Raw genomic sequence first — 16,606 nt, 5'->3', positions numbered from 1 at the left:
ATACTATTCTGCCGCATCCATTAGCACACGTCCTTTCATTGATCCGGTTTCGGCCAGGTTCGTATGCAGCCGGAATGCCTCTTCCAATGCATGCGGGGTGTGGCCGCCGCGCCGGCAGGCGCGTTCGAAATAATCGGACAGCACATCGTGGTAATCGGGGTGTACGCAGTGGCGCAAAATGGCCTGTGCTTTTTGCCTCGGCGACATCCCTCTCAGATCCGCCAGCCCCTGTTCCGTCACAATCACATCCACATCGTGTTCCGAATGGTCCACGTGCGTAACCATCGGCACAATCCGCGATATTCTCCCGGCCTTTGCCACCGATTCGGTCACGAAAATGCTCAGGTAGCTGTTCTGCGCAAAGTCGGCGGAGCCGCCGATGCCGTTCACAATGTGGCTGCCCGAGATGTGCGAGGAGTTTACATTTCCATAAATATCACATTCCAAAGCTGTATTGATCGCGATGATGCCCAGCCGCTGGATCACTTCCGCGGCGTTGGTAATGTCTTGCGGCCGAAGCAGGATTTTGTGCCGGTAATGCTCAAAATCTGCGAAAACCCGCTGGTAGCAGTCGTCCGATAATGTCACGGAGCTGCCCGAGGCGAAGTCCATCTTGCCGCTGTCGATCAGCCGGAACGTACTGTCCTGCAACACTTCCGAGTACATCGTGAGGTGTTCGAAATCCCCTTGCGCGAGCCCGCTCAGCACGGCGTCGGCGATCTTGCCGATCCCGGCCTGGATGGGCCGGAGCGAGCGCGTCAGTCGGCCCACGGCGATTTCCTGTTCGAAAAAATGCAGCAGGTGCGAAGCGATCGCGTCAGCGGCCGCGTTGTCGCTCGTCGTTTCGGCCGGGCTGTCTTTCTGGTTCGTGAACACGATCGCCGCTATTTTCTCAGGATCGCAGGCGATCACATCCTGCCCGATGCGCTGCCACACTTCGGTAATGGGCAATATGGCCCGGCCGGTAGGGTCTTCGGGCAGGAACACATCGTGAATCCCGCGGATTTCGACCGGCACCGCCTGGTTAATTTCAACAATCACCGATTTGGCTTGCTGCACGAAAATGGCCGAATTACCTACCGAAGTAGTGGGGACAATGCTGCCGTCGGCGTCGATGGACGCCGCTTCGATGATCGCGATGTCGATGGGCGGTAAAAAGCCGTTGCGGATGTGGGCGGCCGTTTCGCTCAGGTTCTCGTCTATGTAGGGCAATCCGCCCTGGTTGATGATCGTCCGCATCACCGGATCGGATTGGAACGGAAGCCGCATGGCGATCGCGCCGGCGGTGGCCAGCGCGCCATCGGTTCCCTGCCCAAGCGATGCGCCGGTCATGAGAGTAATGCGGATGCGCTCGCTTTCGGCTATTTGGGCCAGTGCGGGCAGTACCGCCTTGCTGTCGCCCGAGCGCGTGAAGCCGCTCGCGCCGATCACCATTCCGTCGCGGATGAGCGCGGCCGCCTCGCGGGCGGGCATTATTCTGGAAGTAAGTTTTGTATGTTTAATTCTGGATGTATCGGGCATGACGTTTTGTTTTTCAGGTTGATGGATGTCGTTCCAATAACTAAGATCGGTTTCCTATCTCAAAATAAGCGCGATCCGGCGCCAAAAAACTTGACATGCCTTATGTCCTGATATGATCTGCGTCATAATCCGGGGAAGGGGTCGGCGAAGCGCGCGCCGCTCTCCATAAGCGCTATTTCCCGCGGCGTGCAGAGGCATGCTTCGAGTTCGCCCAGGATCTGCTGCTGGTTCAGGTCTTGTCCGATGAGCACCAGCTCGTTGACCCGGTCGCCAAACTCGCCCCATCGAGCCTCGATCGTGTCTCGATTGTCGATATACGCCTGGTAGCGCCGCCGCTGGTCTGCCGGCATGCTGGCCCACCATACGCCCGCCGACTCGGCCCGCACCGACCCGCCGGCCTGGCTCCAGTTCAATGCCTGACTGGCGCGCGATGCGAGCCAGAACAACCCTTTACTGCGGATAATGCCCGCCGGCCAGTTTTGCTGAATGTAGTCCCAAAAGCGTTTGGGATGAAAAGGCCGCGCATCGCGAAATACGAAAGAGCTGATGCCGTATTCGTCCGTTTCGGGCACATGGCCGCCGTTTTCTACTTTTTCCAACTCGCGTATCCAGCCGGCAGACTGCTCCGCCTGCCCGTAGTCGAACAATCCGGTATTAACGATCTCCCGGATTTCCACTTTTGAAAAACTGCTCTCGATGATCCGCGCACCGGGGTTCAGGGCATGGATGATCGCATGCAGCTCTTTCAGCCTCGAATGCGGCACGAGGTCGGTTTTATTGAGGATAATGACATTGGCAAACTCAATCTGGTCCGTGAGCAGGTTCACGATTGTGCGGTGGTCGTCGCCATCGCTCAGCGAGCGGCCGGAAATGGTATCCAGCGATCCGAAATCCGCGGCAAAATTGTACGCATCCACGACGGTCACCATACAGTCGATCGTCGCCCAGCGCGACAGGTCGATGCCGCTCTGCTCGTCCACGAAACTGAACGTTTGCGCCACCGGCACCGGCTCTGAAATCCCCGTGCTCTCGATCAGCAGGTAATCGAAGCGGTTTTCCTTGGCGAGCTTTTCCACCTCCACCATCAAATCCTCGCGCAGCGTGCAGCAAATGCAGCCATTCGACATTTCGACGAGCCTTTCCTCCGTGCGGCTGAGCGTATGCTGCCCTTCCACCAACCTCGCATCGACATTCACCTCACTCATATCGTTAACGATCACAGCCACTTTCAAACCGTGCCGGTGATGGAGAATGTGGTTCAGCAAAGTAGTTTTCCCAGCCCCGAGAAACCCGCTGAGGACGGTCACGGGCATTTTTTTCTGATTCATGAATGTAGCTTTATGGTTATGCAACAATGTTGCAAAATTATAAAGCTCACTTCGAAAATGCAACATTGTTGCATTTGTAATCAATGCGGTTCCGTGAGTTGCACCTTGAATTGATTTTTTGACTTTTGGCGATCCAGGTAAATCCTTGCCGTTTCGCTCATGGTGATGATGGCGCCACCCAGGATGACCAGGTCTTTGATTACCAGCCGCCCTCGCCCCGACAAGTAGGGGAACCCCGATTGTGCGTCGCCCAGCGAAGGCACCCAGGCTTCGGGCGTGGTGATCAGGAAGGACAGCGTGCCGAGCGTCATGATGAAAATCAGCAGGCTCGCCACCAGACTCGGCAGCGGCGCAACCTTGTACAAAGCTACGAGCACGGCCATGAGCACCAGAAATGTACCCAGCGCGTAGGAAAAGCCATAGGTATTGTTGGCGATATGCCACTCGTGATTGGCCGGGATGAGCTCACCTTCCTTGTTCATGTGACTTTTATAATCGCCCGGATGGCTGTAAAAGAAGGACATGAACGGACTATTGGCTACAAACGGTACAATGCCGTCGGCCTCGTAGGTGAAGAATTTAAGCCCGCCGATCCAAAGGAACACGACAACGATGCCAAAGCGCACCAGCTTTTTCCCCAACTGGTCGAGATTCGCGATACTGTTTATGATGGAAGTTTTCATGATGTAATGGTTTGATGCACCAAAATTACATCGTGCGCCAGCGGGCCGCCATGGACGAAAATGGCTATGGCTTGGACAAATCTGCCACAATGGAAATGCCCGTTTGCGCGCGGAAAGCCTGGGGGGATACTTTTGTCGCCTTTTTGAAAAACCGGCTGAAATAGTACTCATCCCTGAACTTTAGTGCATACGCGATTTCTTTGATGCTCTGCCTGGTTAAATGAAGCTGCTTTTTAGCTTCGAGCACCAGTCGTTCCTGAATCAGCTGCGAAGGTGTTTTCCGGAAATACCTGCTGCAACGTTTGGAAAAATTATTAGGAGACATTGCCAGGAGCCGGGCGTAGTCGTTGGGCTTGTGGAGATCGAGGTAGTGCTGGTCCAAAAGCTGCCTGAACTGCTCCATTTGTTCGTCTTTTTCCTTTGGGTCGTCAGTACTTTCGATCAGTTTGAGCTTAATGCTGCTCGATTTTGCCAGGAGTAGCTGGAGATAGGCCCGGAGGACAATTTCGGAAGGAGGCTCCTGCCGGAATTCGGCGTCGATGTCTTGTAGCAGATTCTCAAAAATGGCGATATCCCGTCCGGCCATCGGTACCGACGGCTGTATGTAGATGTTGTTGAATAACAGGCCATTGCAGGCCACTTCCGTGCGGTGATATTCGATGCAGTAGAAATCTCCGTGGAATTGCAGCATGGTTACCGTGGCCGGAACGTTTTGTTCCAGGTAAATGGCTTGCAGCGGGGTCGAGAATAGCAGAACGGGCCCGCGGTACGGAAATGCGCCGAAATCGGCATGGTACAAGCCCTCGCCTTCGGGAATAAAGAGAATGGTGTATTCAGAGAATTGCGTGGGACTCGCCAATTGGCCTGTATCCAGCTTTTTCACCCCGATCAGGTATTCTCCGGCCTTTGAAAATGCCTCATCCATTTGTCGTCCGTTGTGCTCCGTTGGTATTTCCGGCAAAGCTAATCACGGCAGACCTGCATTACCAACCGGTGTGAAATCAGCCATGCACATTTATTTTTCTGATCAAGTGTTATCTTCGCCCTTCGAAAAATCCCATGCGACGCATTCAACAGCATTTATGAAACGTGCCATCTTAAGAAAGTTAAAAAGAAACAGGTTGATCAACGGTGTGCGGCGCGTTTTGTACGCTACCACTTATTATAACCCCAAGTATCTCCAGATCCTCAAATGGGGTTTCAGTTCGAAGGAAGACACGAACTACACCTATGAGCTCAAAGATGGCAATGTAAGATATCTCGCACAAACGATCGCAGCCGTGACCGGCGAGCCTTTCGCGCGGGTGATGGGATATATCGAAGAAGCGCAGCACGACAAGGAACTGGAAAACCACGTCGTGGAAGCCATTAAAAGTTCGCCCTACACGGCATTTGCGGATTTCCGGACGGGCTTTGCCAAAAGGCTCGGCTGGTATGCATTTGTGCGCATTCTGAAACCGAGGGTGATCGTCGAAACCGGTATCGATAAGGGCCTGGGAGCGGTGATCCTTTGTGCCGGATTGCTGAGAAACAAAGCGGAAGGCCACGAGGGCGAATACTACGGCACCGACATTAACCCGGAAGCCGGATACCTGCTCACGGGCAAATACAAGGCCGTGGGCCACATTCTCTACGGCGATTCGATCAAAAGCCTGCAATCGTTCGATAGACAGATCGACCTGTTCATCAACGACAGCGACCACTCCGCTACTTACGAATACAACGAATACCAGACGATCAAGCCGCTGCTGACGGAAAAGGGCGTGATCCTGGGAGATAATTCGCACGTGACCGATAAGCTGTCGCAATTCTCGATCGAGAACGGACGCAACTTCGTATTCTTCCGCGAGGAGCCCCGAGAGCACTGGTATCCGGGTGGTGGTATCGGGATATCGTATTGATATAGTGGTAATTAAAAAGCGCAGGCCGGGAAAACTTTCCTGGCCTGCGCTTTTTAACGATGCATCTTAATTCCAGCCGTCGCCCACATCTTTGGCGACATTCGGATTGTAATTCTTCTCCACATCGGGAATCGGGAAGAGCATGTTTTTGTCCTGGAATGGCTGCTTGCCGTCTCCGGGCTCAGCTGCGCGCTGGGCATTGATCGTCTGCTTCGCAATGCCCCACCGGATCAGGTCGAAATAGCGGGTTTGTTCGCCGCACAGTTCCACCTGGCGTTCGCGCATGAGGATTTTCATCGCGTCGGCCTGCGCGCCGAGGGTGGTGTAAGCCACCGCGCCGGAGCGTTTGCGTACCTGGTTGATCAGCGCAAGCGGGTCGTTACCCGTTTTTCCCTGCTGAATGTGGGCTTCCGCCAGCATCAGCAGCACATCGGCAAAGCGGATTACCTGGCCGTTGATAGAGCTTGCAGGACCGCCGTAGGACGCGACTTCATTGTAGTACTGATATTTTTTCCAAACATAATAACCCTGCGGATCGTCGGCCTTGAATGGGAAGTCGATCGGGCCGCCTGCGCATTTCTGGCAATACTGAGTGTCGCCGCCGCTCTCTTTGCTGCCGTAGAATGTGAATTTGGCGCGCGGGTCGGTGTAGTTGGTGCCGTTCGTGGGGTTGGGGTATTGAAATGCTTTGACGATCGTCGTAGGAATGTATACGTTGAACCAGTCCTTGAAACCGTATTCCTGTGCGCGGTCGGAGTGCGTAGCCTTGCCGCCCCAAGTTTCCTGCCCGCCGAATACATAATACTGGTTTCCGATTCCCCAGTCGGTCCATTTTGCATTCATGATCTGGAACACATTCTCGGGGCTGCTTTGGTTGGTGGAGCTGAACAGGTTTTCGTACGCGGGATCGAGCGAGTAGGTGAAAGGCGCGCTCGTGAGCTGGGCGAGGGTGGTTTCGGCTTGTGCCCATTTTTTCTGGTACAAATAGGACTTCCCAAGCAATGCAACCGCCGCGCCTTTGGTAGCCCTGCCCAGGCCTGTGGCCGCGTCATAAGTGAGCGGAAGGTCGGCAGCGGCCAGTTTCAGGTCGTTTTCAATGGTAGCCCAGATCGCCTCCGTGGAAGCACGCGACGGATAGTTGTTCGCCACGGTGCTGTCGTAGGCCGTAATGAGCGGAGCCTTGCCCCACAGATTGACGATATTGAAATAAGCATAAGACCGCAGAAACCGCGCTTCGGCAATGTACTGCTTGGCAGCCTGCTGGTCGGCCGGGGTGGTGGGGTTCCACACGCCCGCCCGGTCGATCACCACGTTCGACCGGAGGATCAGCCGGTAAAGGCTGTTCCAAAGCTGCCCGATCTGCGCCTGGCTCGTCCCGAACGAATAGTCGGCCAGCTGCGCCATGTCGCCTTGCAGGTTGGTCGTTTTCTTGGCCTCATAACCCAGGAGGTCGAAAATGAAATAGTACTCGCGTGACCAGAGCCCGTTGTGCAGCAATGTGGCGTAAGTCGCGACTACGGCCTGGTTCAGCCCTTCGGAAGAGGTGAAGTAAGTATTATAATCGTAGCTGCTCTGGCTTTCCAGTTCCAGTTTGGATTCATCGCAGGAGGCCAGCTGGAATACGGTCGCCAGTGCTGCGAGATAATATATGATCTTTTTCATGTTCACTGTCAGAATAAGTTTTCTACAAATGATTAAAACCCGAGCTGTAAGCCGCAAAGCAATGTTCTGGGCTGAGGCAGCTGCTGGCGGTCGTCGATACCCCGCGAGAAAATGTAGCTTCCGCCGTTCTGGGTGCTTACTTCGGGGTCGTAGCCTTTGTACTTGGTGAACGTCAGCAGGTTTTGGGCCGCGGCGTAGATTCTGATGGTATTGAAAATTTTGCCGCCGCCAATGCCGCTGATCACGCTCTGGGGTAGGGTGTAGCCCACCGTGAGGTTGCGTACGCGCAGGTAAGCGCCGCTTTCGAGCCACCAGTCGGAAGGGCGGAGGTTACCGTCGCCGGTAGCGCTCTGGCCTGCACGCGGAAGTTCGGCGACATCGCCCGGCTTACGCCATCTTTTCAGGATTTCGGTAGAAGCATTGTGCCCTGTGGATTCATTGTCGGTCACGAATTTGAATGCATTCAGGATTTTCAAACCCGATACGCCCGATACGACGAGGTTCAGATCAAAGCCCTTGTAACTGGCACCGGCATTGAAGCCGTACACGATTTTCGGAATCGGGTTGCCGAGGATTTTCTGGTCGGTGGAGGTTACTTTGCCGTCGCCGTCGAGATCTTTGAATATGAAGTCGCCCGGCAGCAAGCCCGCCTGGTATTTGGTGGCGGCGTCGCCGCTTTGTTCGGCAGCGCTTTTGTTCAATGCATCTATCTCCGCCTGATCTTTTGCGACGTGGGATACCTCGTAGCCAAAGAACGAACCGATGGCCGATCCCGCTGCCGTGTAGGTAAATGTGGGCAGATTACTGAATGCCCCGGCCTGGATAGGCGCCGCAAATTCACTTCCCAGCGAGTTGACGATGTTTTTGTTGTAAGCCACGTTCGCACTTACATTATATTGAAAACCTCCACGGGCCTGGTCGCGATAGCCGACCGAAAACTCTACGCCCTTGTTTTGAGCGCTGGCCGCATTGGCGTATTTGCTGGGCTGGCCACCGCTGCCCGATGCGCCCGTGCTGCCCGAAACCGGGACACTTACGAGCAGGCCGGAGCTTTTGCGGTTGTACCAGTCAACAGTCACATTCAGGCGGTTGCTGAGGAACCCCAGGTCGAGGCCAATGTCCGTCTGGTCGGTCGATTCCCAGCGGATGTCGGGATTGGACAAGGTGTTGATCGTCGTGCCTGGGTAGAAGCCTTCGTTGGTACCCAGTGAATACACCAGGTTGCCGTTGGGGCTGCCGCTGTAAGTGAGTACGGATGTTACGCCGGTGGTGGGAATGGTATTGTTCCCGGTTCTTCCGATCCCCAGCCGCAGCTTGCCGTCGCTCAGGAAAGCAAGGTTGTTTTTGATAAAATCCTCATCCACAAACCGCCACGCCAGGCCCAGACCGTAGAAATTCCCGAACCGGTTGTTGGCACCAAAGTTGGAGGCACCATCGCGGCGGAAGCTTCCCGTCAGAATGTATTTATCGGCATAAGTATAACCGAGGCGAGCGAAATACGAGATCACCGACGAGCGTGCATAGCCATAGTTCGAGCCGGTAACCGCCTGCGATTGCGCCACGCTGATGTTCTGAATGGCGTCGTTGGGAATTCTAGTACCGGTCGCATTCAGGCCGGACGAGTTGCCCGGATCGAGGTAGCTGTTACCGAGGGTTGCCGAAACGCTGTGTCTTCCAAATACCTTATTATAGGAAAAGTAGTTTTCGAGCGTGTAAAACGAATAGTTGCTGAAACCGAGGGTAGCCTGCTGCGGATTGGTCAGGTTGTTGCCCGCCGTGTAGCCGTACTGGTAGCCACGGCTTTTGCCGCCGCCGATCTCGGCCGAAAACTGCGTACGGAAACGCAGCCCGCCGAGAATATCCACTTCGGCAAAAAACTGCGGGAAGAACACGAAGCCGGTGTTTACCGGGCGGTTCAGGTTAATGGCCGCCAGCGGGTTGTTACCATTGCTGAAATCGTCCACATTGGTCGTGTTGGAGTAGCCGCCGGGGATCGTGGGATCGTAAATGGGCTTGTAGGGCGCATAGTACACCGCGTCGGAAATGCTGGCGATCTGGCCATCGTCCTTCGTGTAGCGGATGTTCAGGCTTTGTCCCAACCGGAAGCGGCCCAGCGTTTCGTCCAGTGCAAAACGGGCATTTACCCGGCTGTTGGCGAAGTTTTTCACAATGGCCTGCTGTTTAATATAGCTGATCGAAAAGTTGTAGGACACTTTTTCACCGCCTCCGCTGATATTCAAATCGTTTTGCGAAACCAGGGCGGGCCGGAATATTTCTTTCTGCCAGTCGGTGCGGTCGGTGGTGACGTCAGGCGTGTTGAATTTGGCGGGCAATGCGGAATTGGTCGTAGCCGCGAAATCTTTCAGCAGGTCCACATATTGCGCCGCATTGAGAAGGTCCAGCGTTTTCCATGCTTTGGCAACACCCCATTGGGTATTGAAATTAATACGCGGCGCGCCCGATTTGCCCCTCCGGGTGGTGATGATCACCACGCCGTTCGCCGCGGCAGAGCCGTAAATGGCGGTGGATGAAGCATCTTTCAGGATCGTAATGTTTTCGATATCCTGGGTCGCCAGGGTGTTGAACATCGTTTTGCTGCCCTGGATACCGTCGATCACGTAGAGCGGGTCCACACCCGTGAACGAGCCGGTACCGCGGATAAGGATCTGGGCGTCCGCGCCGGGTGTGCCGTTGGATTGCAGCACCTGCACGCCGGCCGACTTGCCGATCAGCAGTTGCGAAGGGTTGGTAGCGGTGTTTGCACCGGCATCTTTAGAGGAAACAATGTCCACCGAGCCCACCACATCCTGCTTCCGCGAACTACCGTAGCCGATCACCACCACCTCGTTGAGCGATTTGAAATCGGGGGTCATCGATACATTCACCACAGCCTGGTCGCCTACGGCAACTTCCTGCGTTTTATAACCTACGAAGCTGAACACCAGCACCGGTTCCACATTGTTCACTTCCAGTTCGTAATTCCCGGAAGCGTCCGTGAGCGTACCGAGCTGCGTGCCTTTCAGGCGTACACTCACGCCCGGGAGGCCGTCGCCATTTTCGTCGCTTACTTTTCCTTTCAGCACCAGCGCCGCCATGTCCCTCATTTGAATCTGGAGTTGTCCTGCACTTTTGGTTTGAAGTTCCTTACTGGCTTTGAGCAGTATACGTCCCGAAGGTGTCACCTGGTAGGAAATCTGCAATGGTGTGAGCAGCTGCTGCAATGCGGCCGACAATTTTTGGTTGACAACATGGATCGCCACCGGCCGCGATGCCCGGATGGCCTTGTTGCTGTATACGAACCTGACGTTCGCTTTCTGCTCCAACTGGTCGAGGACCGTTGCCAGCTCCACCTTGTCGGCATGGAGCGTGACGTTCCGTTCCAGTACTTCCTGCGCTTTACTGACGTGCGCGGCGTAGGTGAGGCCGGAGAAAACAATCGAAAAGATGAGCTGGGCCAAAGTGATTCTCATGAGCAAGCAAAGCGACGCCCGGTTTTTTCGGTATCGGTTTTTTTTCATAGTTTAGACAGGTTTTTTATAACTAATGAATGTCCCGCTGCCGCATCTTGGCGGATTTCCGGCAGCAGGAAGAAACAGACCGGCAGGGTAACTTTCTGCCGGTTTCTTTTTGGGCGTTGGACAGGTCTAATGCATAGCGTTCTGTTTAGGTGAAACCATCTTTTATCTGCAACCGGCCGCTGAGACCAGGATACGCGTTCCCTGCACCTGATAAGAGCCGTCGTTCGACTGGCAGATCAGGTCCAGCTGATCGAACAGCGACATGTCGGTCAGGTCGCCGGTGAATGTGCATTCGTTCACAGCCTCGCCCGAAACCACGATATCCACGCCATAGGCAGCTTCCAATCGTTCAAAAATGCTGGGCAGCGCCACGTTTTTGTAAATGGCCGACGGCTGGTCTACCGGCGATGTCAGCAGCACGGGCTTGTCTACAAGGCTGGTCATCAGGTGCCCGCTTTCTTCAAAGTAGGTCACGCGCTGGTTGGGGGTCAGGATCACGCCTTTGTTGAACTGGTGGCGGTTTTCGGAAGCGGGCTCTTCGGCATTTTCGTTTTCAAATACGGACACTTTGCCGCAAACCACTTCCACCTGCATCTGGCGATCGTCGCCGCCCTCTTTTACCCAGAAACTCGTGCCCAGCACCCGGGTGACCAGTTTTCCGCTGTACACGAAAAATGGCCTTTGACTATCCTTCATAATGCTGAAAAACGCATCGCCTTTGAGCTGCACCTCGCGTTTGCCCGGGGAAAACCGGCGCGGGTAGGTCAGCGCGGCACCGGGGGCGAGCGTCACCTGGCTGCCGTCATCCAGTGTGATGACCATCCGCCGGCTGGTCTGATTGCTTTTAGCCACGAGGCCTTCCCGGCCAGGCTCCAACAGCAATGGCCCCTTGGCAGCCGACGGAGAAGCGGGTTTGGCAGAGAAAAAATAGACCAGGGATAGCGAAACGACTACCGCCGCAGCGGCAATGGACGCATACATACGCACCGTTACCCACCTCGAAACCGTGCGTCCGCGCGGGCGTGTGTCGTGCTGAATGGCTGTCCACATTCTTGATTTAAGGAGCGATTTTTCGGAGTCGGTCAGCTCCGTTTGCGACATGCCGCTGTCTGCCTGTTCATACCATTGGTGAATGCGATCCACCTCGGCGGGCGTACACTTTCCCTCTCGGTATTTTAGAAGCAGGTTTTCAATTTCGTTATAGTTCACGGGGTTCGGGGTTGGCTGGCACAGATTACCATCATCTGATTCAACCTCTAAACCGTATTAGCGCGCAGTAGTCCCTGAATGTTTTTAAATTAAATAGGAAAATTTATATGTAAGAGGCGAATGGAAGTTAAACTTCTTATAATAGTGCAATGAGAGGCAATGCACTCAGGCAAGGAAGCTTAGCAGGAGGATGAGCATGGTTTCGTTCAGATATTCCCGCACAGCTTTGGAAGCTTTGCCGAGATGGTATTCAACCGATTTATCCGAAAGGTTCATGAATTCGGCGATCTGTCCGACCGTCCAGCTTTCGATGCGGCTGAGTTTGAAAATTTCGCGGGTTTGGGGAGGGAATGGTTTGAGGCTTTCGTCAATGCTGTGCAATAGCTCGTTGTAGGCGACCTCGTCGTCGGTGCAATGGTCGGCCTGGCTGGCAAATGCCTGATAGTAAGCCAAATATCTGCTTCTGGGGCCTGCTTTGCGAATCCAGTCGATCACCTCGAAGCGCACCGCCGAAAAAAGGTAGTAGTTCAGCGCGGTGCCCGGCAGCGTGCGCCGCTCGTTCCAGAGGCGGGTGAAAATGTCCTGCACAATCTCTTCGGCAATGTGTTTTTGCCCGAGCTTGTGGAGTGCAACCTTGTAAAGCGGGTACCAGTATTGGTCATAAATGGCGGTAAATGCCCATTCGTGCCCGGAGCGCAAAGCTTCTAGCAGTTGCTGATCAGAAACTTTTCGGTTATCCGGTATCACAGCTTAGAGGTGTCAAGTGTACATTTTTGACAAAGTTATATTTTTTAAATCAATATTTACATTTTAATCCAAGCCTGTCCGGATAGTTGGACAGGCTTGGGGAGGTGCTCTGGAAAGATTTCCTTTTGCAGGAGTTCCAGGTATGCACGGGCTGCTATTTCGTGATCAGCGGTTGTCTGCGGTTTTTCAGGCGGACCGACGACGGTTCCGAGCAGATTTTGCAGTTCGGGATTCCGGGCTGGTAGTTGAGCGACTACCAGAGCTTCGAGCATCAAAAACCTTCCGAATACAATATCCAGGCCGTGCACGACACCGAAGTGCTCGTACTGCACCGGGCCGACTATGAGATGCTGTTCGACGAAGTGCCGGAACTGAACCGGTATTTCCGGCTCATGATGCAGCGCGATTATACGGCCTCGCTTAAAAAAATAGAGCTGCTCCTTTGCGAATCGGCAGAAGACCGGTTCAGGCAATTTGTAAGACATTACCCTGATTTCGTTCAAACGGTGCCGCAATACATGCTGGCGTCGTTTCTGGGCATCACGCCCCAGTTTCTCAGTATGCTGCGGGCGCGGAAGGACCTGCATTCCGGCCAGTGACCGGATGCCATACCGCGCTGAGCCCCAATGTCGTCCGGGAAGACGTTGCTCAACTACCCGGCGGTTAGATTTAGCCAAAGCCGGCTTTTAACTTATGATAGGTGTAATACCGGTCACTTGGGGCTTTTGGTAAATACGCTAAAACGGGAAATCCATGAAGTTGCGGATGGAGCAGGTTGCGTTTTGGAGAAGCAGTGCGGCGGCGGCGTGTTTGTGCGTGCTGCTGCTGGCGGCTTGCGGCGTCGAAAAGCCGGAGGCGGTGGAAGCAGCCATGCAGGAGATACCCGAGGAACTGGATTTTAACTACGACGTAAAACCGATCCTGTCCGACAAATGCTTCGCCTGCCACGGGCCCGATACCAAAAAGCAAAAGGGCGGCTTGCGGCTCGATACCGAAGAAGGCGCATACAGCGCATTGAAAGACGCGCAAGAGCGACACGCCATCGTCCCCGGCGACCTGGCCGCGAGCGAGGTGTACACGCGCTTCATCGCATCCGACCCCGAATTGAAAATGCCCCCACCGGCTTCCAATCTCACATTATCCGCGAAAGAAATAGCGGTACTCACCCGCTGGATCGAGCAGGGCGCGAAATACAAGCCACATTGGTCGTTCATCAAACCCGAAAAGGCGCCATTGCCCAAACCTGAAATGGCCAACTGGGCCCGGACGCCGATTGACCATTTCATTCTGAAACGGCTGGACGACGTGAAAATGAAGCCCTCCGCCGAAGCAACCCGTGAGGACCTTATCCGCCGAGTGAGTTTCGATCTTACCGGATTGCCTCCCTCGTTGGCGGAAATAGATGCATTCGTAGCCGATCGATCACCCGAGGCCTATGACAAGCTCGTGGACAGGCTGCTGAAATCCCCTGCTTACGGCGAACGGATGGCGAGCGAATGGATGGACATAGCGCGCTACGCCGACAGTGACGGTTACCTCGACGACAAGCACCGCGATTTTTCGCCCTGGCGCGACTGGGTGATCAGCGCTTTCAACCGCAATTTGCCCTACGACAAGTTTATGACAATGCAGCTGGCAGGCGACCTTTTGCCCGGTAAAACGAAGGAGAGCATTCTTGCCACCGCGTATAACCGCCTGCACAAGAAGAGCTCCGAAGCGGGGATCGTTTTCGAGGAGTACCGGGTCGAATACAATGCGGACCGTGTGCAAACGGTGGGGCAGGGCGTAATGGGCCTTTCGCTCCAATGCGCCCGCTGCCATGATCACAAATATGACCCGATCAGCCAGGAGGCATACTATAAGATGTTCGGGCTGTTCAATAGCACCAACGAAACGGGCAGCCCCGTGTATGGCCCCGACCAGACCCCCGGCCCCGCATTGCTGCTCACCACGAGTGAAAACGAGGCAATGCTCCGGTTTTTCGACCGGCAGGTTACCGGCCTCAGCAACCGGCTTGAAAATGAAGCCAAAGCCGAGGGAAGCGATTTCGACAAATGGCTGCACGGCGGAAAGCTCTCGGCCAAACTGCTGGACCAGAAAGCGCGTGAAGGACTGGTTGCATCCTACTCTTTTGACAAATCATTTAAAACCGCCGGCGGGAAGACGGTCATGCCCAACGAGGTCCGACCAAACCAGCTGGCGCAATGCAACGAGCTGATTCTGAAACCCGGAGTGAAAGGGAATGCCTATTTCGTGTCGGATTACAACTCCATTAAACTGGGAAATAACATCGGCTGGCATGAAAGGACGGAGCCGTTTTCGGTTGAATTGTGGATCAATCCGGCGAATGTGTATCCCGACGCCGGGGTTTTCTACCATTGCGAAGACCTGAGGCTGGGCTACAAAGGTTACTCCTTGCGGCTGGCTGACAATAAGTTACAGTTCATTGTCGCGCATTCTTACCCGCAAAACGCCATTCAGGTGAGCACGGTGCTGGCAATGCCGGTCCGGAAATGGACGAAGGTGACGGTCACCTACGACGGATCGAGCAAGGCGGCGGGGGCGAAAATCTATCTGAACGGCGAAGCGGCCAAAACGAAGGTCGATTTCGATAATCTTTATAAAGGGATTTTGTATGAAAAAGACATTCATACTTACGGTTTTGACGGTTTCATGCTTGGCCAGCGCAACCTGCTGATCCCTTTCAAAGACGGAGGGATTGATGAACTGAAAATTTACGACAAAGCGCTGACGGCACTTGAAGTCCTGTATAACTACCATCCGCAAAAAGCGGGCGAAATGTTGAAAACGCCCGCTGCTCCGGCAAACCTGGCCATGTTGAAGGATTTTTACAACACCCATTTCAATGCGCGGCGACGGGTGCTCCGCGACTCGCTCAAAGCCGTTATGGACCGGCAGAACAAACTGGTCAACAGCATTCCCGAGCTAATGGTGATGGGCGACCTGCCCAAGCCCCGGCCCACCTACCTGCTCGCGCGCGGTGCGTACAATGCGCCCGGCAAGGAGGTAACGCCCGGCGCTCTCGACGCGGTTATGCCCTTTGAAGGGAAATATCCCCGTAACAGGCTGGGACTGGCCAAATGGATTTTTGATAAAGACAATCCCCTCACAGCGCGTGTATTCGTGAACCGGATCTGGCAAATGCATTTCGGAAACGGGATCGTGCGCTCATCGGCCGACTTCGGCAACCAGGGCGATTTGCCGACCCACCCGCAGCTGCTCGACTGGCTGGCCGTCGATTTTATGGAATCGGGCTGGGATATCAAAAGGCTGCATAAGCTGATCGTACTGTCGGCCACCTACCGGCAAACGTCCCGCGTGACGCCCGAAAACCTCGAAAAAGATCCCGGCAACGAGCTGCTCGCAAGGGGCGCGCGGTTCAGGTTTACGGCGGAAATGGTGCGGGATAATGCATTGTCAATCAGTGGACTGCTGGTGGACAGGCTGGGCGGGGAAAGCGTGTACCCCTACCAGCCCGCGGGCCTCTGGGACGAGCTGAGCGACAAGGTTTGGCGCTACAAATACCAGCAGGAACCGGGCGACGGGCTCTACCGCAGGAGCCTGTACACGATTTGGAAAAGAACGTCCCCGCCGCCTTCCATGCTCATTTTCGATGCGCCTGAACGGGGCGAATGCGTGGCCAAACGCCGCTCTACCAGCACGCCGTTGCAGGCATTGGTGATGCTCAACGACCCGCAATATGTGGAAGCCGCCCGCGCCCTCGCCGAACGCGTGCTGCACGAATGTCGGCACAACGATGCAAAGCCGGTGGACGTGGCGTTCAGGCTGATTACCGGCCGGCATCCCGATGCGAAAGAGCGGCAAATACTCGCTGATTTTTACGCCGACGAACTGAAACGCTTCCGCGCCAGGCCCGCGCAGGCGCTCGAATACCTGAGCACGGGCGAGCGGAAGTGGGACAGGGCATTGCAACCGGAGGAAATAGCCGCTTTGGCAACGGTGTCCAACTCGGTGATGAATACGGATGAGGGATATACCCGCAAATGAACGCTGAA

At 54.9% G+C, this 16,606-nt stretch carries 12 protein-coding genes; 4 read left to right on the top strand and 8 right to left on the bottom strand.

The window, feature by feature from the left end; translation table 11 throughout:
• Window positions 1–3: 3 nt before the first annotated feature.
• The 4 genes from scpC to DFER_RS10880 all read right to left on the bottom strand — a co-directional run bounded on the left by scpC (window position 4) and on the right by DFER_RS10880 (window position 4,457).
• Window positions 4–1,473, bottom strand: coding sequence for a succinyl-CoA:acetate CoA-transferase ScpC (scpC, locus tag DFER_RS10895; protein ID WP_143828944.1), 1,470 nt, complete (start codon window positions 1,471–1,473; stop codon window positions 4–6).
• A 170-nt stretch (window positions 1,474–1,643) separates the two neighbouring features.
• Window positions 1,644–2,849, bottom strand: coding sequence for a GTP-binding protein (locus DFER_RS10890; RefSeq protein ID WP_041736328.1), 1,206 nt, complete (start codon window positions 2,847–2,849; stop codon window positions 1,644–1,646).
• Between the two features lie 80 nt (window positions 2,850–2,929).
• On the bottom strand, window positions 2,930–3,532 hold the full coding sequence (locus tag DFER_RS10885; protein ID WP_015811685.1) for a DUF417 family protein: 603 nt from the start codon (window positions 3,530–3,532) through the stop codon (window positions 2,930–2,932).
• A gap of 64 nt (window positions 3,533–3,596) precedes the next feature.
• Window positions 3,597–4,457: a helix-turn-helix domain-containing protein gene (locus DFER_RS10880; RefSeq protein ID WP_015811684.1), complete on the bottom strand. Its 861-nt coding sequence runs from the start codon at window positions 4,455–4,457 to the stop codon at window positions 3,597–3,599.
• Window positions 4,458–4,614: 157 nt separating this feature from the next.
• Here DFER_RS10880 and DFER_RS10875 point away from each other — a divergent pair, with 157 nt between their 5' ends.
• A complete protein-coding gene (locus tag DFER_RS10875) occupies window positions 4,615–5,433 on the top strand; it encodes a class I SAM-dependent methyltransferase (protein WP_015811683.1) in 819 nt (272 codons plus the stop codon).
• 66 nt (window positions 5,434–5,499) lie between these two features.
• Here the strand turns inward: DFER_RS10875 and DFER_RS10870 are convergent, their stop codons facing one another.
• The 4 genes from DFER_RS10870 to DFER_RS10855 form a co-directional block, all read right to left on the bottom strand.
• Window positions 5,500–7,095, bottom strand: a complete 1,596-nt coding sequence (locus DFER_RS10870) for a RagB/SusD family nutrient uptake outer membrane protein (RefSeq protein ID WP_015811682.1) — start codon at window positions 7,093–7,095, stop codon at window positions 5,500–5,502.
• A gap of 32 nt (window positions 7,096–7,127) precedes the next feature.
• Window positions 7,128–10,613 carry a SusC/RagA family TonB-linked outer membrane protein gene (locus DFER_RS10865; protein ID WP_015811681.1) on the bottom strand — a complete coding sequence of 1,162 codons (3,486 nt, stop codon included), beginning with the start codon at window positions 10,611–10,613 and terminating at the stop codon, window positions 7,128–7,130.
• A 162-nt stretch (window positions 10,614–10,775) separates the two neighbouring features.
• On the bottom strand, window positions 10,776–11,822 hold the full coding sequence (locus DFER_RS10860) for a FecR family protein (protein WP_015811680.1): 1,047 nt from the start codon (window positions 11,820–11,822) through the stop codon (window positions 10,776–10,778).
• A gap of 165 nt (window positions 11,823–11,987) precedes the next feature.
• Entirely contained in the window at window positions 11,988–12,521 is a 534-nt protein-coding gene (locus DFER_RS10855; RefSeq protein WP_229206233.1) for an RNA polymerase sigma factor, read from the bottom strand.
• Window positions 12,522–12,655: 134 nt separating this feature from the next.
• Between DFER_RS10855 and DFER_RS29900 the strand changes: the two genes are divergently transcribed.
• The 3 genes from DFER_RS29900 (at window position 12,656) to DFER_RS10845 (ending at window position 16,598) form a co-directional block, all read left to right on the top strand.
• Window positions 12,656–12,814 (top strand): cyclic nucleotide-binding domain-containing protein, encoded by a 159-nt coding sequence (locus tag DFER_RS29900; RefSeq protein ID WP_143828713.1) that lies wholly within the window; start codon window positions 12,656–12,658, stop codon window positions 12,812–12,814.
• Window positions 12,815–13,168 (top strand): Crp/Fnr family transcriptional regulator, encoded by a 354-nt coding sequence (locus DFER_RS10850; RefSeq protein WP_050774676.1) that lies wholly within the window; start codon window positions 12,815–12,817, stop codon window positions 13,166–13,168.
• Between the two features lie 154 nt (window positions 13,169–13,322).
• The gene (locus DFER_RS10845) at window positions 13,323–16,598 is read left to right on the top strand and encodes a DUF1553 domain-containing protein (protein ID WP_015811678.1); all 3,276 of its coding nucleotides are present in this window, start codon (window positions 13,323–13,325) and stop codon (window positions 16,596–16,598) included.
• Window positions 16,599–16,606 lie beyond the last annotated feature (8 nt).

It is taken from the genome of Dyadobacter fermentans DSM 18053 (assembly GCF_000023125.1).
GTDB lineage: Bacteria > Bacteroidota > Bacteroidia > Cytophagales > Spirosomataceae > Dyadobacter > Dyadobacter fermentans.
This window is presented reverse-complemented; position numbering and strand designations above follow the sequence as displayed.